This is a genomic window from Shewanella sp. NKUCC06_TVS (genome assembly GCF_019345515.1).
Taxonomy (GTDB): domain Bacteria; phylum Pseudomonadota; class Gammaproteobacteria; order Enterobacterales; family Shewanellaceae; genus Shewanella; species Shewanella oncorhynchi.
In genome coordinates, this window is sequence record NZ_JAHKQX010000024.1 from 42,690 (window position 1) to 66,893 (window position 24,204).

The following is a 24,204-nucleotide window of genomic DNA, read 5'->3' on the forward strand; positions in this document are numbered from 1 at the left end:
TGCAAACTATGATTCATTGTGAAACGCGAGCGGATAGGTTGACATCAGGTGTTAACCTGAGATCTGAATTCGCTTAAATGCAGCTGCGTCAACAACGACTTATGAGAAACTAACCCGTGGGATAAGAATCGAAAGAACGACTGAAAAAGAAAACGATTGATACACTAGCCAGCATCCTTGCTGACGGTCCGTAATGACTCAGACTAAGCCACTGCGTAATGCATTAAGATCTTGACCCCGTTGAACTTGTTTATGAATTAGCAGGAGGTCATACACTTTATGGTCAATTTGTGCAGAACTGAAACTATGGCCCTCTTTTCCGTATAACCCCTTTTTTTCAATATGTTTATCGACGACCCGATTCATTTTCTCGGTCAAACAATGGAGTGTTTTTAAGACTAATCTATCTCTAACTGCGGTCATTATTGCGGGATCTACGTGTTCTACTCGATCGAGATGTACTCTATCGACTAGGACCCTTGCAGCGCTCTCAAGGGCACTCTTGCCTGCACTGTGTCTATCGATTTCGAGCATAGTAGCGATATCAGCCAGTACCTGTTTGTTCACCTTAGGACTCGCAAGATAACTGCCATGCTGGATCAATTTGTCTAACTTTAGGGCTGCATAGCATAAGATGTGCTGCTTAGCGGCATCTTGCTTATCAGCTTGCGTTCCCAGGGCATTAAACGCGGATTTACATGCTTTTGCCACCACAGTATCCCCGTCTCTGCTAAGCCATAGTGCATCAGATAATTGCGTAATGTGTTGGTCTTTAATCGCTTGTCTTTGAGTTATCGCTTGATCTGGCGATAACCGAATTGCTTGCCTTGCGTTCTCTGATGGAGAAAAACGGCCTAACCCAGTCGCTATGCTAGCGTTAAAGGCGTTACTGCTTAACATATTGTCTCCTCGCTATATTGTTTAAGGACTGTTATTGATTTAGCTAAAGCTATTATTTCTAGCTCTCGCAGGCTGTAATTCTGCCAATTGCTGCTGTAGCATTTGTAGCTGCTGCATCACGCCTGATAGTTGAACGTTGGATTTATCGAAGCGTGACTGTAGTTGCTCAAATTGATTTTGACTCTGCAGTAGCAATCCCTCTTTCTCTGCAAGTTGTTGCTGTAATGTTTGATTAGTTCCTCTGAATCGCTCACTCTGTTTCATACGGATTTCGGCATCAAATTGCGCCGTTTTTTCATTGGCTTGGCTCTCTTTCAGTGCTAACTGCACCTCACTGAGTTTCATATTACCTTGCTGTGTAAGGGCAGAGGCTTGTAACTGACGCAGTTGGTATGCTTTTACGCTAGACACTTCTGCTTCGAATGATTTATTTTGAGAAGTACCTTTTAACTTATCCAGTACCTTGGTCGAGGTATGGTTCACTAAACCGATAACCCCTTCTACGACAGGTTCGGCGCTTCTACGGGCCATATTCACCATATTAACGGTGCCAGCAATATGCGCGGGAAGAGAGGGAGGAGATACCACCGCACTCCATAAAGTGCCTACTGCTAGCGCAACTCTTGAGCTAATGGAAACGGCTTTGCCCCACCACTGTGCTCTATCATCATTTACCCCCATCTTGCTTAACAAGATATTTAGCGCATTAGCAATGGAATCGCTGCCCATGGCGAGTCCTTCTCCCCCAGCCGCTTTACTACGCCAGTCAGCAAAAGCACAACCCGCGTCGGCGACCGCTAAGGTAAAAGCAACGCCAGAGGCTATCAATAAGGGAACCCCTGCCCCCCCCGTGAATATTGTGGCAGCGATAGACACGCCAAGCGCAATACCAGCAAAAGCCACCGAAGCGAGCTTACTAAAAAAGCCGGACTTGGCCAGATCTACCCCCACTTTTTTAGCCTCATCGGCAGCCACTTTAGCTTCATCCCGAGTCAGTTGTGCCTTGGATTGAATATCAGTGACCTTACCGTCGACTTCAGAGCTCAGGGGCACTTGTTTGGGATCAAAGCTGCCTAATTGTGTTTTTAACAAGGCGCGGGCCGAACTGACTAAATCTAAACTACTTAAAGTCGGGGATGATAAAGGAACATGTGTTAACTCATTCATAATAAACCTCTTTCAATAATATAAATGAAGATTGCAAATCCTATTGTCTATTGTCTATTGATTATTGAGAGCACTAAGCAATTGCTGTGCTTGCTCTCCCACAAAATGGTGCTCTGGCTTACTGTAGCTCTGTGAGATAGCCATCTGTAACGCTTCGATTGCCGAGGCGTCATCATCTAAGCTCAGAAAGCACTGCGCAATGCGGAAACTCGCGTCGGGAGAGCAAGCATCCATCACGAGTGCATAACCATAGAAGGTCAAGGCATGCTGGTATTCACCTAGCCAATGTAGGCAAGACCCCAGTCCAAGATGAAAACGTCTATCCCAAGGCTGATGCATGACCAAATAGGTAAAATCGACAATCGCTTCTGCAGGTAAGCCTGCCTGATATTTACTCGTACCTGATAGGTAAATTAGCTCGAGATCTTGACTCGTTAAGCCAGCTTGCTCAGCTAAGGTCTGTTGTTCGACTAAGGCTAACTTGCAGGCTGCTTCAAGCTTTTCAAAATCTAATTCAATCTCTTTATTTATCATTTGAGGTGCCTTTAGCGGTTCAATTTAAATGCATTTACGGGGATCCACTCGACAATGCGAAAATCTATCCATTAGTATGAAAAAAAGATGATGCTCATTCGTTTTTGGCTAGGTAAATGTTCACGAATAAGTGTCTTAAATCGGATTGCTATCCTGTATCTGAATAACGAGAAAATCGTAAACTATCCGATTGAATGCCTTATCTACTTAAAATTTCGGCAAGTCTCCTGTGGTATGGAGTGTGATAGGTGCTAGGTCTCGGCCCTGAGCATTATATTGGCTATCTAACGCGGTGCGATCCTCAGGGTGCTGAAGATCATAGCTTTTACCATTTTGTCCATCGACCAAAAAACATTTACCCGAATCGAAGTGAAAAAAATTCATGGCATGGGAATCTTTCCCCCCACTGACAGGGACAGTGACTATGGCCCGCTTTCCTTGAGGCAAGGCGCTAAATAGTAATGATGAGACAGACTGTTCAGGCGATAACCCTATCGTTTGGCTCTGAGCCGTAACTTGACTGATAACACCTGCTCTCGTGTCTATCGCTTCCCAAAACTTGAGCGGAACGACGCTATCATTTTGTCGAGCCAACATGAGTCCCATATTGACATCGATAGCCTTAGCGCATGTTATACAATTACGTAATGCAATCGCACCTGAGTTGCGTCCAACAAGGTAGTCGAACGCGTTCTGCATGCCTCCGTGAAATTTATACGGGTTAGCTTTAGTCGCGAGATAATGCAGGCCTTCATTGATATCCAACTGAAGTAATTTATAACAGTTATCACCTGTGGTGGTGGTTTGGTGCTGCCCTATACCTTGGTAGAATGTAGCTTCATCTGCATAAACATCCGCTTGGGATTCGCCAAGATTAATATCCTCATCGCATAAAACAAAATCATCGAAATTGTCTAGTTGCGGTGCATCTTTGGGGGCGGGTAAACCATAAAGAGCCCCTAAATTGGTATTACCGACTTTGGCCTGATATAGCACTCGTATTAGCCCTTCATCCTCCATGCCATGAGCAGTAACGTAATTAAGTAATTCGTAACGAGATGGTGTGACGGCATAACGCAGAAAATTATCCTCACAGCTCATAAAACCTTTAGCCACCAAGTCGCCAATATTTTTATAATCACTTGAAGATAAAGCATTTTTAAGTAAACCGCCGCGAAATTCACCATTTGTTTCAGCGCGATTAGAAAAGGTCCACTGAAGATCGCCAAATTGAGCGACAAAGATCGCAGCTTCGCTATCATTAGGGAGAATTCCAGTAAACTTTTCACTGCTAAAGCGAGGATCTGTCAAGCTATTTCGCAAGGCTTGTTGTACAACTTGATTGTCAGACATACATTGAATATTGCCTTCAATATACTTTTCCAGCGTGAGTGAAGAGGCCATTTTTCGTAAGTCATCACTGGCCGTTATTGTGGTTTTCACTGCGGCAACTTGATAGAAATGTGTGTCTATATCGCGGTTATCCGTTTGATAAATTGTACGGCCACCAATACTTAGCAACATACGCCATTGCTCACCATTGTCGCCTAGAGCTAATTTAAATTTGGTTTGATGTTGATCGACCGCTAAATTACGTAATGCACAAAACCTTTGTGCCACTTGGGAAGGAGTGAGCACGCCAGGCTGGGTTACTTGCTGATATAGAGCTTGTATCGCTTCGAGTTTCACGCCACCACGAAACCAATCAAGAATTTTGTCCAGTAAGCCCATTTTCCCCGCTTCATCTAAAGTGTTGGCGGTGAGAACCCGCTCTAAGCGGCTCTCGTTAAAGTGATAGGTATGTTGCCTACCTAATGCGACTTCGACAGTCATAATCTTTACCTCTTAATTGACCATGCTCATGAACGGCTTTTGTTTGCCCTAGTACACCAACCAAGTCTCGCCATTCTGATTAACTTCCTTGGCGCCTTGTTTGAGCAATACCTCTCTCAGTGCCTGACGAGCGAGACGTTGTGCAGGCCTACCTGCATCATGGATTACCATGCCGCGGATCTGCTGAATATCCGGCAGACTTCGCCTTAAATCACGTAATTGTTCCACTAACTGTAAAACCGCACTGCTGACCCCCGAGGTATTGCCTTTACTGCAAAAGTCACAAATGGTCAGTGTGTTTTCGTCGACGCGATACACCATCGACCAATGGGGACTATCCCAACATTTTCCCCATTCAAACTGGCTGTTTTCAAAATAAGCAGGACTGACTGTCACCCCTTGACGGGCAAGATATTGACTTACACTATCCATATTGATCTCCTTAGTGTTAAGCCAGTTCGACCTAACACTTAATGATGTTGAATAGAAGCACTGCTAGTTATGTACTGCCGAGCTAATGCGGCCATGCAATTCGACGAGCTCTTTGATCAAGGAGCGCATCTGCTCTGAAATTTGCTTTGCTTTATCATTCAGATCATTAACACCCTTGATATAGCTCTGGGCGTTACTCGCCTTAAAATCACCAATAGTACGCTCTAGCTCAGCCTCTTTGCTTATATTGGCACCGACCACTTTGCCTGTGCCTTCAATCCCTTTGCTAAACGCCCCACTCATGTGAGTCGCAGCATCGCCAAACTTGCCTGATAACCCAACCCCTGCCATACCTATCACGCCTCCGGCGATCTCTAATACACCAGTCCAGATACTCGCTTCGCAGGCCTTATCAATGGCGGAACGTTTATCGTCCATAGAGGCAATTTGTACGTCCCAACCGAGTTGTTGCTGCTTAACGTTGTAGTCCTGTAATACGTTGCGTAATTTTTTAAACATCTCGGCCAATTTCAGCATAAGATCATTAATTTGCGAGATAGCATCCATACCGTCACTGGCACAGTTGTCATTCAGTTGATCAGTCTTGTCTGTGTTAACGGGCGCTGGAGTGTGGCCTTGGCCCGAAATAATGTTGATATCTGTCATGGTAAACCTCACTTATACTGTTGAACCTGCAATACGAGCTTGTAGTGCGCCACTCTGACTGATCGCCTTACTGGCACCGTCTAAGCTGTCGCCTTGTTTTTCAATCAGATCTTTTACAGTTTTCATTTGCTGTTCTTTAGCTTTGTCGTACCACTCGTAGCAAAACTCTAAGAAATTCTGTTTTAAAATCAGTTCTTCAATTTGCTTTTGCAGTTTGGCTTTCTCAACGGCTATGCTGCCATCGGTAATCGCTTTTCCTGCACCAGCGGTCGCACGGATCACATCTAAGGTCGTAAAAGTACATGCCTTGATTGCCGTTTTAATCACTTCATGGCTAACCTCTTTCACCACTTGCTTAGTGATTTCCTCGGCAGTGACCTGGACGCCTTTCTTAATAGCCTGTTTGCCGACTTCTTCGACAGATCGAGTCACGAGTTGCTCAATCGCCTCTTTACTGAAGGCATCCATCAGACCGCTGGCAAGTTTACGTCCCCCCTGTTCAGCGGCTTCTTTTAAACCCTTGCCTAAGTTAGCCATAACTTGGTCAGTAACTTGTTCGGCAACTTGCTTACCAACTTCTTTCGCGACATTAGTGACCGCTTCGGTAGAACCTTTAGTAATACCATCAACGAGTTTAGGAGCCGCTTCCTTCATCGCCGTTTCTGTACCTTTGGCAATTGAACGTGTCGCTGAAATTGCCCGCCCTGCTTGGAAGATATCCAGTGCCATGCCCACTATTTCGCAACCTAATTGCACTTTGCCTGCCACATCAATTACGCTCTGGCATTTATCTTTATCTGCCCCACATAAGATGGCGGTTTCTGCCGCGGCTTTAACCATGCCAGCAACCCCTGCAGCGAGATAGGCAGCACCTCCGGCAATTTCTAATGCGCCCCCCGCAACATCACCAACCGCACAGCGTAAGGCGCCTTCGACCAACTTAATTACACCGTAAATGGCCTCAACCGCTCCGACAATCCAGTCGAAAATGGCTCCGAAAATTCCACCCTTATGGGCCTTATCAGCTTGCTCGATAGCTTTTGCCAGTTGCTCTTGATATTCCTTCACCTTTTTATCGCGCAGGAACTCTTGAGTATCGGTCATTATCTTGCTAGCTTTCATGGCCGAGCTTGCTGTGTCTGCGAAGGTCGAAATACTGAGATTCGCAGCCATCATGACCATGGAATCCATGGACGCTTTTTCTAATGAATTCAATGATCCCAATCCACCAACAGTGCCCGTCTTAGGATCTGGGGTAAAAAAGGGCGTTAAAATACGCTGCAATGCCCTTTGTGCATCTTTCATTGTGACTGGACCTTGATGCTGATCTTTATGCTCAGTTTGAGTGAGCGTCACAGGCATGGACCAGTCTGGCAAACTTGCTTTGCTAATAGCATGCGCCTGGGCGCTAGCATAATTGGCCGACACATTCTCAGGGCCTCTTTCTGTCACACTATTAATTGACATGGGAATTCTCCTTCGCGAGTGTGGCTAGCCCGCGCTGTGCACTGGCGGCAATCCCTGTGCTCTCGGGGTGGCCTTCACACCAACGTAGACTGGCGTTAAAGCTTCTCTGGGCATAATCATGGTTACCTAACGCCAAGTAACTCAAACCAGCATGATAAGCGGGTAACGGATTATCGACTTTGATCATCCCTGCCCGGCCCAAACAGAAAATGGCCTCTTCATGTTCGTGTAACTGCTGGCAGCATATTCCTAGAGAAAAGCAGTAGTCGTAATTCCATTGGTCTATGCGCATTAAGAGGTAAAAGATCCGCTTCGCCCCCTGTTGATCACGGCAAGCCATTAACTGCAACGCGTATTGGTACAACACATTCAAGTCACTTTGCTCGACGTCAGCCAACATACGCAGTGAGCCTCCCCGTTGCAGAAAGTGTTCAATTACTTCAAATTCTTCCTGTTTCATAACTGACTCCCTAACGGACATTTTGGGCGATGGATTTATTCATCTCGGCCAACATGGTCTGCATGCTATTGAGTAAACTGACGGTCACGTTATAGGTCTGCATAATTTTCTGCAGTTGCAATTGTGACTGGGAGACAAAGTCAGAGGCACGATTTGAGACCGATTCCAAAGCCGATTTCACCGCTTGCAACTTACCTTTATCTAGACCTCCAGCAGCGCCAAGGGCATTGGCAATCTGTTGCATATGTACCTTACTGATGCTTTGCCATGATTGCTGTCCGACTTCGGGAAGACCCCAGATATAATCACAACAACGCTGACCATCGACCTTGATGCCGTGTTCATCCATATAACTGATCACATCTTGCCAACTCGCCGATTGCATTCCTTCTGGTCCAGCTGCGGCAATTTTGTCTAGTAACTTTTTCAAATAAACAGCGGAGGGATCATTGTGACTGAGATAAGCAGAGATACTCATGCCATCAACGTCAAAGCCATTGTCACTCATATACTTAACGACATCAGCAGGCAGATTTACCGTGGCTTTATCCCCTTGCTTCGCGACTTGAGCTATCGCCTCATCGACGCGATTCGCCATGTCTTGAGCTTGGCGCGACACATCGGCCTTTTGCTGCATTTGGCCATACTTAGCATCGGCCAGTTCTGACAACAAATTCATAAACATATACAGTACTGCAATACCTCCAGAGAGCACTGAATCTCCGCGAGACGCTATCTGAGCTTTCACCTCATCCGACGCTTGACTGTTGGTAATACTGGTACCTTGAGTTGCTACATTTGTAATTTCCACAATGATGACCTCCAACAAAAAACGATATCGCACTAAATTAACGAATGTTTTGTGCAATCGACTTGTTCATCTCCGCTAGCATGGTTTGCATACTGTTTAATAAACTGACGGTAACGTTGTAAGTCTGCATAATTTTTTGCAGCTGTAGCTGAGATTGTGAAACGAAGTCAGAGGCACGGTTAGATACAGATTCCAACGCCGCTTTCACCGCTTGTAACTTACCTTTATCTAACCCTTTACCGTCGGGGTCATTCTTGGCTAGGTACTTATCGATGGTCATACCATCTATGGTGAAACCATTGTCATGCATGTATTTCACGACATCATCAGGAAGTTTACCTACGGCTTTATCACCATCTTTGGAGACGTTTGCAATGACCTCATCAACCTGATTTGCCATATCTTGCGCTTGACGAGAAACATCAGCTTTTTGCTGCATTTGACTGTATTTGGCATCGGCTAATTCAGAAAGCAGATTCATAAACATATATAAGACTGCAATTCCCCCTGAGAGTACTGAATCACCGCGTGAAGCAATTTGATTTTTGACACTTTCAGGTTGTTGAGAGTTAATAATGCTAGTGCCTTGATTACCTACATTTGAAATATCCATAATAACACCTCATTAATTATTTAAATTAAGCATGATTTTTATTGAACTTACATATAACTTCTAACTTTTTTAACCTTGTCAATCACCTTTTCTTTAGAAGTTGAGTCAATATCATTATCAACCTCACCAGATTCTATTTTACCTAACAAATTAAATTGTGTTTCGAGACTTTTGAAATGATGTTCCAATTCACTGACTTTATTCATAACAGTATTTTGCTGTGATTCAAATCCACCAGGGAATGCATTCTTTAACTTAATCAGCTTAGCTAATGCTTCAGGATCCCTATCAGAACGTTCAACTAGAAGATTTATTTCTTCTTGTAGCGCTTGAAATTCTTTAATATGTTCTCCAAGTGCTGCTTTACGTTGCTGAAGATCTTGCATAACTGATTTTATATCACTGAACATATCCATAACTAACCCCTTGACTTATATATTAATACTATTATGTATTGAAGATACCTAAAAACGATGGGAATAAAACAAAACTGGTCAAACCACTAGATTAAAATTTAAAGCTATTTTTTATAACGTGAAAAAAGTGTGTCTATAACTATTTCTGCCGCATTGATAGCTTCATCTAACAATGGAATTATTCCACTATTACCAGATAAGATATTACTGCGCATTTTAGCTAGTCTATTATGGTAAGCCTCCTGTTTGTAATTATGTGATTTAATATCATCCTCAAGCTGTGTAATTCTTGACATAATGCCTCCTAAAAAATAAGTGGTACATGAATTAACTCACCGGCTCTACTGAGATCTAATCCATGAATGTTCATATACTCCACGACATAACCATTATCTAATTTGCTACCCGTTGATAACCGAACACCACTCGATAACTCTATGAATGGAGACTGAGCATTACCACCATAGGTCACCACAGAAGCATTTAATAAATGATTAAGTTCGTTTTGTACTGGAATATTTTGAAATACTAACTTCAATCCATTGGCATGCGTTGGTTCTAATCCTTGCGCAACAGTCATAATCTGTTGCTGTTGTTGTTCACTGACTTTACCTGTCATGACGATGGCATCATTGATCCGCTCTATCATGAGACCAACCAGTAAATTTTTGTTTCGCAATGCGGAGATTAACGGTTTGAGCTGACTGTCAACCTGATTGCTAACTTGCCAATTAACAAGTCCGGGCAAGTTATTCAAGCTAGACACCGCTTTATCCCAGCGCTCCCCTGACTGAATGGCGCCTGAGATAATGACATTGCTGGGCTCACTACCTAAGGTCACAAGGGCATTGGCAAATCCATTTTGGACTAAGACATCTTTGACATTACGTATCAACTGATCGCCACAAGTGGTCTGCTCTATAAATAAAATACCTTGTCCTTTGATATCACCGAGAAACTGCGCCATACGTTGTGAATCTTGGCAAAAGCCGCTCAGTGTCACCACGCCATCTTTTGACCAATGGGCTTGAACTCCGTTTAAACCGTCGGTCTGCAGCTGCTGCGATAACCATTGTGCTTGTGTCAACTCGGCGATAGGCATCTTTGCAGGAGCTAATAACACTGTCGCTAATAGCACCATAGAGAGCATTGAAACTATCGCCAGTAACCACCACGACTTCTTTGCCTTTGTTTGAAAATGTGATGGTATTGCCTGTTGCTGTAATTCATCGATGCAATGGCCTAAGAGGATACCCACACCAGCGAGTTCAATAACTTGCCCCAATGGCAACATATTGACTTCGCTTATAGGCTGTCCAGCTATCCAAGTCGGTACCCAAGACTGCAGCCGAACCCCCGCTTCATCGATCAATAAATCCACTTGTTCTACGTGTTCAAGTGTGGCTAACACATCACCATCGGGTCCGATGCTTAAGCTACCAAGAGGCAAAGATAGCTCTCGTCCTTGCAATGGACCGTTTAACCATAAGAGCTTGTATCCTGAAGACATATCAATCTCCTTGGTTAACGGGTTCCGCTTTGATCAGGAACAGACGCATCACGCTTTGAGTGTGGTGATCTGTGCTTCTAAACAAACCGCCCAGTAATGGTAGATCGCCTAGTAACGGGATCTTGTTCTGGGTCGTTTCATCTCTATCTTGTACGAAGCCGCCGAGTAACAGACTCTCCCCCGATTTCAGCGTCGCCTGAGTCGAGATCTCGGAGTTTTGCACTTGTGGTAATGGTTCACTACGGCTCACTGCTTGGCTCTGTTGACCATCCTGAATATTGAGATCCAACATCACAGCCTGATGACCTACTTCATCAATCAATCTTGGTGTGACTCGTAATAGAGAACCAGTGGTCACTGACTCTAATTTAGCGACTTTATCCCCTTCCAACTTAGTGTAAAATGTCACGTTTTTATCGAGTACTGCTTGCACATTGTTTAACGTAACCACAGAGGGACGTGAGAGCACTTTGGCCTTAGAGTTCTTCTCTAGTGCATTGAGGCGCATCATGAAGTTGCCAGTATTGCCTATGACAGTGGAAAAATTGTCACTGCTATCACCACTGTTGAAACTGACTGAACCACCCCCTAATTTGGCTGACGCCGACCAATCTATGCCCAACTGTTTAAAGTCAGAGGCATCCACATCGAATATCGATACAGACACTTCAATCATGGTGGGCTTAGTATCGAGTTGTCTTATCAAAGAGCCATAAGTGGCCATATCACGGGCACTTCCACGGACTATGATGGCGTTTTGACGAGGATCAGCGGCAAAGACTGGACCGCTAATATTACTCACAGAACCCGCCACTGCATTGGCGACTTGTGTACCTTGATCCATTTCTTTTAGCACCGTGACTAATCCTGGAATACTCACAGGTTGGCTACGATATTCATAAATAGAGTCTGTGGCAGATGCGTATTTCAGTGGATAGACTTTAACCGTTTCTTGGTTTTCTGTGGTTTGTTTAGCATTGGCATCAAGTTGTGCCGTAAGTTTGGTGACACTGTTAATGCATTCGGGTACACCAGTGACTTGTAAGCCACTGATCCCTGCCATAGATTTAATGTTACAGACCCCCTTATCTAACACTCCTGCACTGCGCAGGTAATGGTCGACCTTAGTCGCGGATAAGCTAGTTAACGGTAGCACTTCACTATTAATTTCACTGGCTTTGTAAACATATAAGACTTCGTTGTTGTAGTACCAAACTAAGCCATAGCGACGGGTCAGATCTTGAATAACGGATTTAGGATCTTGTTCTTGGATTTGGCCGATATAGTTGTCGTTGACCTTGTTACTGACAATGACTGGTACGCCGTAATTATTGGCAAAGTCTTGGATGACGGAGGCTAGCGCAGTGCCTCGACTGATCATTACAAAGGGTTCACCTTGCCATTTAATGTTTGTCAGTGGTGCAGCCTGAACTAGGCCAATCTGACAAAGTAACAGTAGACTGAGTAGTTTTTTCATACTGTCCTCCCGATAAGTGAAGCTCGATTGCTATCAACAGGTGTAAGCAGGCTCTTTTCGAGAAACCTCGCTATAGCAAGTTGCATGACAATCCCTTGAGATAAAGCTTCATCATCTTGAATTTCATCGTAATAACGCCATAACAACCAGAGTTCACCTCTAAGCTGAAGGCCACAATCTAAGGCGTGATCACTAGCGGCTAATGCGAGCGTTGCTTGTGTTAGCCAATCCACAGCAATATCGGTCGAAATCGCTAGCACTATTGCAATAGATACAGAGGTGTCAGTTTCGAGAACGAGGGCTTGTCTTTCGGCTAAGGTCCAAGTCGTGTTTCCTTCGACGTTTTGGCTAGCCAAGAAGCCACTTTCAATCAATCTCGTCAGCATTTTCACACCCTGTTTCACTTTCATGGGATCAGTATGTAAGTGTCTAAGCCTAGCGCCCATCAGGTGAACACCTTAACTACTTAAGGTAGGTAGATGAAAAATACCAAGCCTCAGTTATTCACCTGATAGCACTGGCCGTTAATGTGGTTAAGATGAGAAAATGGTTCGAATGGATTTCGAAGTTCATGCAAGAACAAGATGAATAGCGTATTTTTAACTGACAAAGGCCGAAATAAGATGAGCAGAGAACATAGATGAAGATCCAATGGAAGTTTTCCTTAGTTACTAAGCTCACTGTCTCCTTTATGTCAGTGCTCGTAGCTCTATGGCTGATGATGGAATATCTATCCTATAACAACACGTTCAGCCATACACTCGAACGCTCCTTAGTTGCCTTTAGTGAGCTCAGCGGATTACGGGCCGAGGTGAGTAATACACTTTTCACCGATGCCAGTTATGATGTGCGCCAGCTCGATAAACAGCTCAAACAGTTCGCTTCAATAGACAAAGTGAATGACCAGGAAATTGTGTCTCATTATTTTCCATTCCAAGCGAAAAGCCATGACGATACTTTGACCATGTGGGTCGCGCAAACATTTGGCAGTGCTGGACAACACAGATATTTAGATACTTTCATCTTGAAACCTAACGAAGGTATTACGATTTATGCAGCATCCGATGCCAATGATGAATATTTTCAAATTCGTCTACGCGAGATAAAACAGCTCTCAGTACAAGCGTCGACTACAGGTTATCGTTGGGGAACACCGCTCAAGGACAAGAATTCTGAGGACTACCACTTAAGTTTCAGTTACTCGAGTGACCCACAGGATCCACTAGCCCCGCAAGTCGGTTTTAGTATCAATTTAGCGTCAGCAATGTCACTAAATAATGCCTTAGGACCTGGGGACATCAGCTTTTTCATGACACCAAAGGGGGAGTTATTTTCTAAATCTACCTTAACCTTAACTCCGTCGATACTCGTTAAACTCAAAGATGAATTTAGTCATGACCACCCACATGCTAAGAACACCGCACACCCATTAGGCGATTACTATGTCATAAAAGAGCATATTCATGGGCCAGGCTGGCAGCACATCACGTTAATTTCAGATGTCTATCTTAAAGATATGGCGTTAATACCTTTTTTTAAAGAACTGCCATGCGCTCTGTTGGTCTTAGTTTTGACAGCAACTATCCTACTGAATATATTAAAGATTAACCTTAGCAAACCTATGAGAAACTTCGTAAATATCATCAATAATGCCAGTCAGTCGACCTTCGAACACCGACTACCACAGGATCGTAATGACGAGCTGGGACAAATTGCGAAAGCCTATAATCATCTACTCGATACAGTAAAAGAAAGCTATGACGAGTTAGAGCAAAAAGTCACCCTTCGTACCAATGAATTAGCCTTGGCTAAGCAAGAAGCAGAAAAGGCCAATGAACGTAAAACCGAGCATCTAACAACTATCAGCCACGAAATTCGAACTCCATTGAATGGTATTACTGGGTCGCTCGAATTACTACGTAATACCCAACTGACACCTAAGCAAATGGATTTGCGTGATACCGCATATAATTGTGCCAATTCTTTACTCGCCATTATCAATAATTTGTTGGATTTTTCCCGTATAGAAGCCGACCAAATTGAAATGAACTTACAGTCTTACCCCATTTTGAAGTTGGCTGATGATGCAATGATCACCATCCAATCTCGGATCGTGAATAAACCCATCACCCTAAAATGCTTAGTCAATGCTAATGTCGCCGAGAAAGCACTACTGGATCCTCTGCGAGTCAGGCAAATTCTGGTTAACTTGCTCGGTAATTCGGCTAAATTTACCGAAGCTGGCCAGATTTTATTACGTATCGAAGTGGTTAAGCAGCATCTGTATTTTAGTGTGGAAGACACGGGGGGAGGGGTTGCTATTCAAGATCAGCAGCGTATTTTTGAACCTTTTGCACAAACTTGCCATCATAAATCGGGCACAGGGCTTGGTTTACCTATCTCAGCGAAACTCGCCAGCAAAATGAAAGGCAAACTCACAATGTTTAGCACTTTGGGCGAAGGTAGTACCTTTATTCTCGATTTACCCTTAGTTGATCCAACTGCGCCCTTATGTTTGCCTAATACGGTGATTGTCGCTCCTTTAGCCTTACATCCACAACTCACACTCTGGGGAGCTTGCCCCATTGAAGGGGATAATCCGGCATTAGCATCTCCTGAACTGGCTCACTTGCCGGCTCGTTTATGGCAGAGGCTCTTTGAAATTCGCCACAACCTGCCACATAAGCAACGTCAACATACCCCAACACTTCTCCCTTGGCGATTAAAGATCCTCTTAGTCGACGATGTCGAAACTAATCGCGATATCATAGGTAAAATGTTGCTTGAATTAGGACAACAAGTCATTGCCGTTAGCAGTGGTGAAGCCGCGTTAGAAAAAGGTACTCGACATATCTTCGATCTTGTCCTTATGGATATTCGCATGCCAGGACTCGACGGTTATCAAACAACGCAACGATGGCGCAATAGTGAAGATATTCTCGATGGTGATTGCCCAATTTTTGCACTCACTGCCAACGCCAATCCTAAAGAGCATGACACAATAGAATCCGCGGGTATGAATAGTTATATCACCAAACCAGTGTCATTGAAGCAACTTAACCATGCACTCGAAGCCGCGGCTGATATGCAGTTAGATCGTGATATGCAGCTCGTGATAAACAATGAAATCGATGCGCCTATGATTGATTTTTCGCATACAGATCTTAATCATAGACTCGCCGTGCATCTGGCAGATATGGCACATCAGGCCAAGTTACATATAGAGAATCAAGCTTGGAAAGAATTGAGTGATGTACTGCATACCATCAAAGGTAGCGCTGGCTTAGCAGGTAAAAAAAACATTGCAAATGAAGCGGCAGATTTAGAGGTAGCACTCGAAACGAAAGAATGTTTGAGCCTAGCAGAATTTAGCGCACTCGATAATTTAATTCACGCATTAGACGCTGAAAGTTGATCTTAGACTAAAAGTGCAAGCACGGCACAAACTGTGCTTGCGCCACATCCATCTTTATAATCCGAGTCTTTGCACCCAATGCATTAACTCGGCGACATTATGCGCATTAAGTTTGCGCATTAAATTCATTCTGTGAGTCTCTACCGTTTTTAAACCAATCACTAAATCTTCAGCAATATCACGGTTGCGGCGCCCCTCACAGATCAGTTTTAGCACTTGTTGCTCGCGGGGGGTCAGCAAAGGGATATCCCCATCGACCACTCCACTCAAAGCGGCTATTTGCTGCTCATCTAAACTAGGATCGATAAAATTTTTACCCTTACTCACACACTTAATTGCCGCTAATAGTGTGCTCTTAGGGCTATTTTTTAATACATAGCCATTGGCGCCTACATCAAGCGCTTCCCGTGCACTTTTTTCCTCAATCGTCGCCGTTAACATAATAATCATCATCTCTGGCCAACGTTGTCTGAGCTGACGGATCACGTCCAATCCACCCATTCCGGGTAATTTAAGATCCATAAAGACCAGATCTGGCCTGAGTTTGAGGCATTTCTCGTATACCGCAAGCCCATCTTCAACCGAGCCAATCAGATTAAGTTCAGGATAAGGGGCTAAACAGCCCCGTAATCCATCAAAAATCAACGAATGATCATCGACCACTAAAATATTGATCACTTTTCCATGACTAAATGCCATATACGTCCCTAGACTCTAATACTCAAAATCATAAAAAGTTTTTAAAACCATCGATGAAAAAATGATTTAACAGCATTAAAACCCGTTTAATATTTAAGAAATAATGAATTAATCAGTTAAAATAGTTATACAAAAATAGTAATCATGGTGCAAGTTTAATGTATAAAAATAAAAATTGAATAGCAACAGGATTAGTTTTTCTCTCTCAGGTAACTCAGTTTTCCTTCATAACTTTAAGGAATGATGCTACTAAAGGATTGATAGCTTATTCTATATATGGACATGTGTACCTTAACGGATACAAAACACTTGATGGTAATGGCCGACATTTTTACTGGTTGGGCTTTAGTATAGTTGGTAGAGAAGCTTTTGCAAAAAATGATATCGGGTTACTCAACAACAAATCATTTAACCAAAATAAAGAATAGTTGCTATTTGATAAAATTTATAATGTATGGCCAGTCGTTTAGGCATATTTTAGTAGTTAATTATCTAAGTTCAGACTTACCCATTATTTATAGCTCTTCACTCTCACATTAATCAGAAATTATTTACAATAAGACTATTAACATTTACCCTGGATATAAAATAAACAATTAAAGCCAAGAGAGTTATATAATAGCTAACTATTAACCCTATTAACATTACACATTAACCATTAACCATTAACCATTACACATTAACCATTAACCATTAACCATTAACCATTAACCATTATTAAATTAATTTTTTAATCTATCATGTACAGTCTAATTACTCTAACACCTTTCAAGCTGGTCAATTTTTACTCAACTCATCTAAGAGTTAAAGCAAGTTACTGTTTTAGGAAAAGTGTTTTAGTGATGTATTTATAGAATCATGACACTCATCATAGATACGCTTTCACCTTTAACTTTAAACCTTTATAACTCTTTTTCTGAGGTAATATTTTGATGCCAAATTATTTAACTTGAGGAGATAAAAATGCTCCAAGCTAATACTATAACTAAAAATCGCTACCACACTAAAACCCTAAGTAACTGAAAAATATTAAAGGATGTAGGGGAAACGGCCAAAATTAAAGAAACTCAAGAGTCATTGCTAGCACAATGATTAACACTTGAAGATTTAGCAAGGCAATCTACTGTATCAATAAAACTTCGCAAAAACGTGTAGTAGCCGAACAGCCAGAGCTTACATTTTAATACACTGTTAATCGCGAAAGAGGGTATATAAGCAGAGCACTGTAGGATACCCTAATAATTCATAACCCAACAGCCATGAATTAATGAGAGTTCGGCCTGTTTCTTCGCAGCACAAAGCGCGTCATCTGCTGATATGGAATAGTCATGCCGTCGCCGTAACAGCTCTTTGCCCATCCTGACTGTCGATAACACATTCAGTTTCTTCACCGTGTTTGCTTGGAAGTGCCGCTGTAATTACTGCATTTCTCCGTATAACCCTACGCACAAAAATGCCTGTTACACCAACAAGGCTATCGATGTGCCGTCCTAAATGAGTTAAGTTAGTGAAGCTATCAGTGTTGATGAATAGATAAGCGACCGTGCTGTGTAGCAGTGTTACGAACGAGAGCCTGAGATGGTGAACTGACAGTTAAACATGGACGTTGTTTGGCAAAGGAGATCCAAGAAAGGATTGCTGTTGCTCCCCCTTTGGGTCAACTATTGATTTAAATACAGAAACGAACGATCCCATTCGACAACAATAACGCCAAGTTACTGGCCATCCCCAGTGAATAACCCAATGATTAATCGAATTAATTATTCAATTCGACTAATTCATGCTGGCGAGGATCACCTGCGTGGCATCAAAACAGGCGAAACATGATTCGCCGACAGCCAAACTCTGCATTTGGGTGAGTGGCATCACTGAATAGATGATGTCTTTGCCATCAATATCTATGGCTAATTCGGCCTTATCGCCAAGTTCAGTCACGCTCAGCAAACGACCGCTTAGGCAATTTTGCCCATCCACTTCACAGGCATGAGTCGTCGCCAGTACTGCGGGGGCTTTAAACAGTAACAACACGGATTTATCCAGGGCTAACTGCAAGCGCTCGCAGCTCGAATGAGTCACTGAAATCTGAATCTGTTGTCCGCCCGATAAGGTCACGCTGATTTTGTCATTTAATCCAAATGAATCAATGCTATTGATACGCCCCGTTAACTGATTGCGGGCGCTAGTGTTGAGGGAGAAATGCGCCATCACATCCAATAAACTGTGCATATCGACGGACTCATCGAGCAAGGCGGCCAAGGCCATTTCTTGTACTTGGGAGGTGATGGAATACACCTTAAGCAACCGTTCGCCAAATTCGGTGAGTTTAGCGCCGCCACCGCCTTTGCCGCCCTTTTCGCTACACACTACGGGTTCGGGCATGGCGGTGTTCATTTCATTGATCGCGTCCCACGCCGCTTTATAACTGATCCCCGCAAGCTTGGCGCCTTGGCTGATCGAGCCAGTGTTGGCAACCTGCTCAAGCAGGCTTATCCGCCTAGGATTGGCGAAGGGCTTATCCCCGAGGGAAAGCGTAAGTAATGCATGTAAATCCATCGTCTATCCAGCACCCAAGTCTGACTTGAGTCCTATTGTCCTTCATCGTCTTGAGGATACCAATAAGATTGCCGAGATATTTCAGCGGATGAATACCATTAATCCGCAAGAAACCGCACACAGATCACTAATTGATTGCTTAGGGCTTGAATGATCGATATATAGGTTGGTATATAACGATCACTTTTTATCACGGAGGAACACAATGAAATCCATTCACCTTAAGCAATTACTGCGTTTTACCACGGCTTCATTATTCACAATGGTACTGACATCTAGCCCTATTTTTGCGGCAGACAATGAGCAAGTGACTGTTTTTGCAGCGGCATCGCTCACCAATGCACTTAACGAAATCGGCCAGCAATATGAAAAAGAACACAATACTAAGGTGATATTCTCCTTCGCCTCTTCTTCAACACTGGCAAAACAAGTGGCCAATGGTGCGCCCGCCGATCTGTTTGTCTCGGCGAATCAAAAGTGGATGGATTATCTGGTCGATGCTAAAGCGGTCGATGTTAACAGCCGAAAAACCTTGTTAAAAAATACCTTAGTCTTGATTGCCGAGAAAAATAGTCCCATCACAGAAGTCGTGCTCAATGGCGATTGGGATATTAAAACCGCATTAAAAGGCAGTCGTATGGCTGTTGGCGATCCAGATCATGTACCCGCTGGACAATATGCCAAGCAAGCCCTCGAAAACCTCAAGCAGTGGCAAGCCGCTGAGCCCTTACTCGCCCGTGCTAACAATGTCCGTGCCGCCCTCGCTTTGGTTGAACAGGGTGAAGCGCCGCTTGGCATAGTGTATTCAACCGATGCGAAAGTCGCTCAAAAGATCAAAATCGTTGGCACCTTCCCAGAAACGAGTTACAGCCCAATTGAATACCCTGTCGCCTTAGTCAAACAAGAATCGACCGCAAGCGCCAAAGCGTTCAATGAGTATCTGCAGGGCCCAAGCGCAAAAAATGTGTTTGAGAAGTATGGCTTTGGAGTGAATTAGGGTGCTGAGTGGTTCTCTACTAAGCGACTATGAAATTGCCGCACTGCTGCTCAGCTTAAAGGTGTCATCCGTTGCCGTTATCGCCAGTTTACCCTTGGGTATTTTGTGCGCTTGGGTGCTGGCCAGAGTCGAGTTTCCTGGCAAGGCTATATTTGACAGTGTGCTCCATCTACCACTGGTGTTACCGCCCGTGGTAGTGGGTTACCTCTTGCTGATCAGCATGGGCCGCCAAGGTTTTATCGGCCAGTGGTTATTTAATTGGTTTGGCATCAGTTTTAGCTTTAGTTGGCGCGGTGCGGCCCTCGCGGCGGCGATTGTGTCATTTCCGCTTATGGTCAGAGCCATACGCCAATCCTTTGAAACAGTTGATATTCGACTCGAGCAGGCCGCACGCACTTTAGGTAGCAGTCGATGGCGGGTATTTCTCACCATCACACTGCCGCTCACCTCTCCGGGGATAGTGTCAGGCATGATTATCGCCTTTGCTCGCAGCCTAGGGGAATTTGGCTCGACCATTACCTTCGTTTCTAATATTCCAGGTGAAACCCGTACAATTCCGCTCGCTATGTACTCTTTTATTGAAACTCCGGGAGCCGAATATCAGGCCATGCGTCTGTGCATTATCTCAATAGTGATCGCACTAGCATCTTTACTCGCCTCCCAATGGCTGAGTAAAAAAGCCCTGCAGAGGACAGCAAGCGTATGTTAACAATCAATATTGAAAAACGACTCGGACAACTGCAACTGAAAGTCGATACCCAATTGCCATTGCAAGGCGTGACAGCCGTTTTTGGCCGCTCGGGTGCGGGTAAGACCTCGCTCGTGAACCTACTTGGCGGGCTTTCGACCCCAGATAGCGGTGAAATCCGCCTCGACGACAAACTGCTTTATCAACAAGGCAAAGTGAACCTTCCCCCAGAGAAGCGCCAAATTGGCTATGTATTTCAAGAAGCACGGCTGTTCCCGCACTATAGCGTGAAGGGCAATCTCAACTATGGTGTGCGTAAAGCTAACCCAGTCTTGTTCGATAGAATTGTGCAGTTACTGGGAATTGAAAAACTGCTCAATCGCTATCCCAGCACGCTATCGGGCGGAGAAAAACAACGGGTTGCCATTGGCCGTGCCCTGCTGACATCACCTGACATGCTGCTAATGGATGAGCCGCTGGCATCACTCGATTTACCCCGTAAACGCGAGTTACTGCCCTACTTGCAAACCTTATCGCAGGAACTAAAACTGCCGATAGTGTATGTGAGCCACAGCCTAGATGAGATCTTACAACTGGCGGATTATATGCTGGTGCTGCATCAGGGGAAATTGATCGCCCAAGGGGCCTTAAGTGAAGTGTGGAATAGCGAGCAAATGCGCCCTTGGGTGCCATTGCAGGAACTCAGCTCACTCCTCAGTGCAAAGGTCGCCGACAGACATCCCGACTACCCCATGACTCGACTCGTGATGGATGATGGAAACTATTTGTGGGTAAATGGCTACCTAGCTGAGACGGCAAAGAAACTCAAAGTGCGTATTCAGGCAAATCATGTCTCGGTTTGCACTGAGATCCCCAAAGGCTCAAGTATCCGCAACCTGCTAAAGGGAGAAATTAAAGAGTTATACCCCAGTGATAACGGCGAGCAAATCCAATTAAAAATCGCCCTAGGCCGTGATGAACTTTGGGCCAACATCACCCCTTGGGCCTGCGACGAACTGCAACTCACTCATGGCAAAGCGATTTATGCACAAATCAAAGGCGTGACTATGACGCAAATGGATATCGCTGAATCCCACTAGCTCAACCTAGAGCACCGTTCGAAAACCAAATTTCAGGCACAAAAAAACCGACTCTAGGTCGGTTTTAGTTCCTTCATCTGAAGGATTTGGTACCAGTGGCCAGACTCGAACTGGCACGCTTTTAAGGGCGGGGGATTTTGAATATAACGCTTGTAATATCGCTATTACTTTTCATATAGTTACGACACAAATACAAACTTTGCAAATTCTTTGCAAAATAGCATCAGAATCAGACCATGAGCAAACAAGTCGAACGGCATGACATTTCAGACGAATTATACGTCTATAAACAAGATAACAGCGAGCGTTGGTATGCCCGCATCAAAGTTGCAGGTAAGTGGCACTCTAAAGCCACCAAGCAGAAAGAAAAAGAGAAAGCCATTGGTATGGCGTATCGGCTTCAAATCGAATACCAATTTATGGCAGACCGTAATCAACTGGTGAGTTCCAAGCGCTTTCGTGATGTGGCTGAAAAAGCCATTAATACCATGGCAGATATTATCAAAAAGGAGAAGGGCAAAGACAAAGACAAAGACAAAGACAAAGACAAAAATCACAAGTTTACGACCTACATTCAGGTGCTTCGCAAGTACCATATCCCCTTTTTCGATCGCACTTACATCACTTCGATTAATAATGAAAAGCTGCGTGATTTTGATGAATGGCGTGAAAAGCTACTTGGCCGGAAACCCGCAAAATCAACGTTGCTGAACCACAACGCAGCCCTGCAATTAGTGTTTAAGGAAGCCGTAGATTGTAAGTGGATGCTAGCAGCACAAGTCCCCTCACTATCTACCAAAGGGGTTGAATCACAACGTCGCGCGCATTTTTCACCAGAGGAATACGACAAAGCATTCGATGCTGTATATCAGCTTGAGCAAAACAGCCGTAAAGAGAAAACCCGCCAAATTCGTGAGCTACTGATGGACTATATGGAGTTTGCGGTGAACACAGGTATTCGACCAGGAACAGAAATGGAAAGCCTGACATGGGGTGACATCCACATCGATACCAATGAGCACAATATTATCTTCTATATCACTGTGACCAAGGGGAAAACAGTCAAACACACGGGCGTCCGAGAAGTGGTTTGCCGTGATGAAATTTTCTCCAGCGTTCAAGAGTTACGAGAGCGTTTCCCAAACAGAAAGCCTTCTGACAAGCTGTTTCGCTTAGTCGACGGAAGTGAAACCAATGAACTCGGTAAAGCCTTTGATAAAGCGATAAAAGCGGCAGGTTTAAAGTCATCCCCCCATGGCGTTAGAACACTTTACTCATTGCGCCATACCTACATTACTTGGCAACTGATATCAGGTAACGTCAGCATGGAGGTATTGGCTAAACAATGTGGCACTAGCATTGCCATGATTGAACAGCACTACAGCCACGTGACGCCGAAAATGTACAGTAAAGAACTGTCGGGTGTTGACCTAGGCAAAGCCAAGTCCAAAGTAAAAACCAAAAGAACGTCTGGCGTTAAGCAAAATGAAGCGAGATTGACTGAGCTGTTTAAAGAGTGGCAAGTCAGCTACAAACAGCGTGGCTGTATTTAAGCCTTAGACAATGCCTAACCTTTTAGTGATGTTCGACTCGGCAGCAACTCATGTGGCTCACAGTCGAGCACCTCAGCAATCTTGTACAACATATCGAGCGTGATGTTCGCCTCCGCTCGTTCTATACGGCCGATATAACTGCGGTCAATCTCTGCACGTAACGCCAATTCATCTTGAGATAAGCCTTTGTGCTTTCTCATTTTACGCATCGCATGACCAAATTCAGTCGCTAATGTTTTCATAGTGTCTCCTTCGTCACAAGGCAACCACTATGGGAATTTGCTTACCAACTAACCACGGATTATAATCCGCATTTAATGCATATAGTCCTCATTTAAGTCCTTGAGCAAACCTGAGTTCTGCATGTCTAGCAAAGCCGATTGCTCTTCACGTATCACAAGGAAAGGTAATGAACTCCTACAACGTCATTTTTAAAGGTGAGATAGCAGAAGGAAAAGACCGCCATAAGCTGAGTCAGGCACTGGCAAAGTTTCTAAAAGTCCCCGAGGAAAAAGCACATCTGTTGTTCTCGGGTAACCCGATATGCATTAAGAAAGCTCTGAGCGAAAGTGAAGCTAACGCACTAAAAGCCAAGCTGAACGATGTGGGTATCATTACCTACATCAAGCCCGTAGCAACTCAAGCCGCAACGGCACCCCCTGTAGCCACCGCCCCTGTTACACCAAAACAAGTAGCGAAGCCATCGATTGAAGCTAAGCCGTCTACGGCCACTAAACCTACCGTGAAGTCCTATGATGATTTAAGTAAAGGCTGGCAAAAGGTGTTTGCTGAATTTGACCTAAGACAAGCTGACAAGTTGGGCTATTTTGCTTCAGCAAAAAGTCCTGCACATACCTCAAGGCCTAAAAAGGAGCAAATAAAGGGGCAGAATGTGGTTAACATGAATGCACTC

The 24,204-nt window shown here is 44.1% G+C and carries 24 protein-coding genes and 1 pseudogene; 6 read left to right on the top strand and 19 right to left on the bottom strand.

What is annotated here, in order from left to right:
- Positions 1-198: 198 nt before the first annotated feature.
- From KO531_RS20795 to KO531_RS20865, 15 genes are all read right to left on the bottom strand, one after another.
- Positions 199-900 carry a hypothetical protein gene (locus KO531_RS20795; protein ID WP_131525052.1) on the bottom strand — a complete coding sequence of 234 codons (702 nt, stop codon included), beginning with the start codon at positions 898-900 and terminating at the stop codon, positions 199-201.
- 39 nt (positions 901-939) lie between these two features.
- Positions 940-2,067, bottom strand: a complete 1,128-nt coding sequence (locus tag KO531_RS20800; protein ID WP_131525051.1) for a hypothetical protein — start codon at positions 2,065-2,067, stop codon at positions 940-942.
- 54 nt (positions 2,068-2,121) lie between these two features.
- Positions 2,122-2,601, bottom strand: coding sequence for a SycD/LcrH family type III secretion system chaperone (locus KO531_RS20805; RefSeq protein WP_173246820.1), 480 nt, complete (start codon positions 2,599-2,601; stop codon positions 2,122-2,124).
- Between the two features lie 207 nt (positions 2,602-2,808).
- Positions 2,809-4,434: a hypothetical protein gene (locus tag KO531_RS20810; RefSeq protein WP_219252140.1), complete on the bottom strand. Its 1,626-nt coding sequence runs from the start codon at positions 4,432-4,434 to the stop codon at positions 2,809-2,811.
- Positions 4,435-4,482: 48 nt separating this feature from the next.
- The gene (locus KO531_RS20815) at positions 4,483-4,866 is read right to left on the bottom strand and encodes a secretion protein (protein WP_173246826.1); all 384 of its coding nucleotides are present in this window, start codon (positions 4,864-4,866) and stop codon (positions 4,483-4,485) included.
- A 63-nt stretch (positions 4,867-4,929) separates the two neighbouring features.
- Entirely contained in the window at positions 4,930-5,532 is a 603-nt protein-coding gene (locus tag KO531_RS20820) for a pathogenicity island effector protein (RefSeq protein ID WP_028759295.1), read from the bottom strand.
- A gap of 12 nt (positions 5,533-5,544) precedes the next feature.
- A complete protein-coding gene (locus KO531_RS20825) occupies positions 5,545-6,999 on the bottom strand; it encodes a type III secretion system translocon protein (RefSeq protein WP_131525046.1) in 1,455 nt (484 codons plus the stop codon).
- Positions 6,989-7,459 (bottom strand): SycD/LcrH family type III secretion system chaperone, encoded by a 471-nt coding sequence (locus KO531_RS20830; RefSeq protein WP_028759293.1) that lies wholly within the window; start codon positions 7,457-7,459, stop codon positions 6,989-6,991. The genes KO531_RS20825 and KO531_RS20830 overlap by 11 nt, the downstream gene beginning before the upstream one ends.
- Positions 7,460-7,469: 10 nt before the next feature.
- A complete protein-coding gene (locus KO531_RS20835) occupies positions 7,470-8,270 on the bottom strand; it encodes a secretion protein EspA (protein ID WP_219252141.1) in 801 nt (266 codons plus the stop codon).
- 37 nt (positions 8,271-8,307) lie between these two features.
- The gene (locus KO531_RS20840) at positions 8,308-8,883 is read right to left on the bottom strand and encodes a secretion protein EspA (protein ID WP_006081435.1); all 576 of its coding nucleotides are present in this window, start codon (positions 8,881-8,883) and stop codon (positions 8,308-8,310) included.
- A 47-nt stretch (positions 8,884-8,930) separates the two neighbouring features.
- The gene (locus KO531_RS20845) at positions 8,931-9,299 is read right to left on the bottom strand and encodes a hypothetical protein (RefSeq protein ID WP_131525044.1); all 369 of its coding nucleotides are present in this window, start codon (positions 9,297-9,299) and stop codon (positions 8,931-8,933) included.
- Between the two features lie 104 nt (positions 9,300-9,403).
- Positions 9,404-9,595, bottom strand: coding sequence for a hypothetical protein (locus tag KO531_RS20850; RefSeq protein WP_219252142.1), 192 nt, complete (start codon positions 9,593-9,595; stop codon positions 9,404-9,406).
- 8 nt (positions 9,596-9,603) lie between these two features.
- Positions 9,604-10,809, bottom strand: coding sequence for a type III secretion system inner membrane ring subunit SctD (gene sctD / locus KO531_RS20855; protein ID WP_219252143.1), 1,206 nt, complete (start codon positions 10,807-10,809; stop codon positions 9,604-9,606).
- Between the two features lies 1 nt (position 10,810).
- Positions 10,811-12,286, bottom strand: a complete 1,476-nt coding sequence (locus tag KO531_RS20860) for an EscC/YscC/HrcC family type III secretion system outer membrane ring protein (protein ID WP_131525041.1) — start codon at positions 12,284-12,286, stop codon at positions 10,811-10,813.
- On the bottom strand, positions 12,283-12,672 hold the full coding sequence (locus KO531_RS20865; RefSeq protein ID WP_251069031.1) for a hypothetical protein: 390 nt from the start codon (positions 12,670-12,672) through the stop codon (positions 12,283-12,285). Before KO531_RS20865 ends, KO531_RS20860 begins: the two co-directional genes overlap by 4 nt.
- A 254-nt stretch (positions 12,673-12,926) precedes the next feature.
- Between KO531_RS20865 and KO531_RS20870 the strand changes: the two genes are divergently transcribed.
- A complete protein-coding gene (locus tag KO531_RS20870) occupies positions 12,927-15,701 on the top strand; it encodes a two component system sensor kinase (RefSeq protein ID WP_131525040.1) in 2,775 nt (924 codons plus the stop codon).
- A 54-nt stretch (positions 15,702-15,755) separates the two neighbouring features.
- Here the strand turns inward: KO531_RS20870 and KO531_RS20875 are convergent, their stop codons facing one another.
- The 3 genes and pseudogenes from KO531_RS20875 to KO531_RS20885 form a co-directional block, all read right to left on the bottom strand.
- Positions 15,756-16,400 (bottom strand): two component system response regulator, encoded by a 645-nt coding sequence (locus KO531_RS20875; protein ID WP_131525039.1) that lies wholly within the window; start codon positions 16,398-16,400, stop codon positions 15,756-15,758.
- A 1,235-nt stretch (positions 16,401-17,635) separates the two neighbouring features.
- Positions 17,636-17,878 (bottom strand): annotated as a pseudogene (locus KO531_RS20880) (IS4 family transposase); the annotation flags it as partial.
- 295 nt (positions 17,879-18,173) lie between these two features.
- A complete protein-coding gene (locus KO531_RS20885) occupies positions 18,174-18,953 on the bottom strand; it encodes a TOBE domain-containing protein (RefSeq protein ID WP_173246843.1) in 780 nt (259 codons plus the stop codon).
- A 205-nt stretch (positions 18,954-19,158) separates the two neighbouring features.
- On the opposite strand from KO531_RS20885, the gene modA reads away from it, so the two are divergent.
- The 4 genes from modA to KO531_RS20905 all read left to right on the top strand — a co-directional run bounded on the left by modA (position 19,159) and on the right by KO531_RS20905 (position 23,291).
- Positions 19,159-19,950, top strand: coding sequence for a molybdate ABC transporter substrate-binding protein (gene modA / locus KO531_RS20890; protein ID WP_173246845.1), 792 nt, complete (start codon positions 19,159-19,161; stop codon positions 19,948-19,950).
- Entirely contained in the window at positions 19,946-20,659 is a 714-nt protein-coding gene (modB, locus tag KO531_RS20895; RefSeq protein ID WP_107402628.1) for a molybdate ABC transporter permease subunit, read from the top strand. Before modA ends, modB begins: the two co-directional genes overlap by 5 nt.
- Entirely contained in the window at positions 20,653-21,738 is a 1,086-nt protein-coding gene (gene modC, locus KO531_RS20900; protein ID WP_173246847.1) for a molybdenum ABC transporter ATP-binding protein ModC, read from the top strand. The genes modB and modC overlap by 7 nt, the downstream gene beginning before the upstream one ends.
- A gap of 236 nt (positions 21,739-21,974) precedes the next feature.
- The gene (locus tag KO531_RS20905; protein WP_219252144.1) at positions 21,975-23,291 is read left to right on the top strand and encodes a site-specific integrase; all 1,317 of its coding nucleotides are present in this window, start codon (positions 21,975-21,977) and stop codon (positions 23,289-23,291) included.
- 14 nt (positions 23,292-23,305) lie between these two features.
- Here KO531_RS20905 and KO531_RS20910 read toward each other — a convergent pair whose 3' ends face one another.
- The gene (locus tag KO531_RS20910) at positions 23,306-23,533 is read right to left on the bottom strand and encodes a helix-turn-helix transcriptional regulator (RefSeq protein WP_219252145.1); all 228 of its coding nucleotides are present in this window, start codon (positions 23,531-23,533) and stop codon (positions 23,306-23,308) included.
- 167 nt (positions 23,534-23,700) lie between these two features.
- Between KO531_RS20910 and KO531_RS20915 the strand changes: the two genes are divergently transcribed.
- Positions 23,701-24,204, top strand: a 504-nt coding sequence (locus KO531_RS20915; protein WP_219252146.1) for a hypothetical protein, incomplete at its 3' end; no start/stop codon positions are given.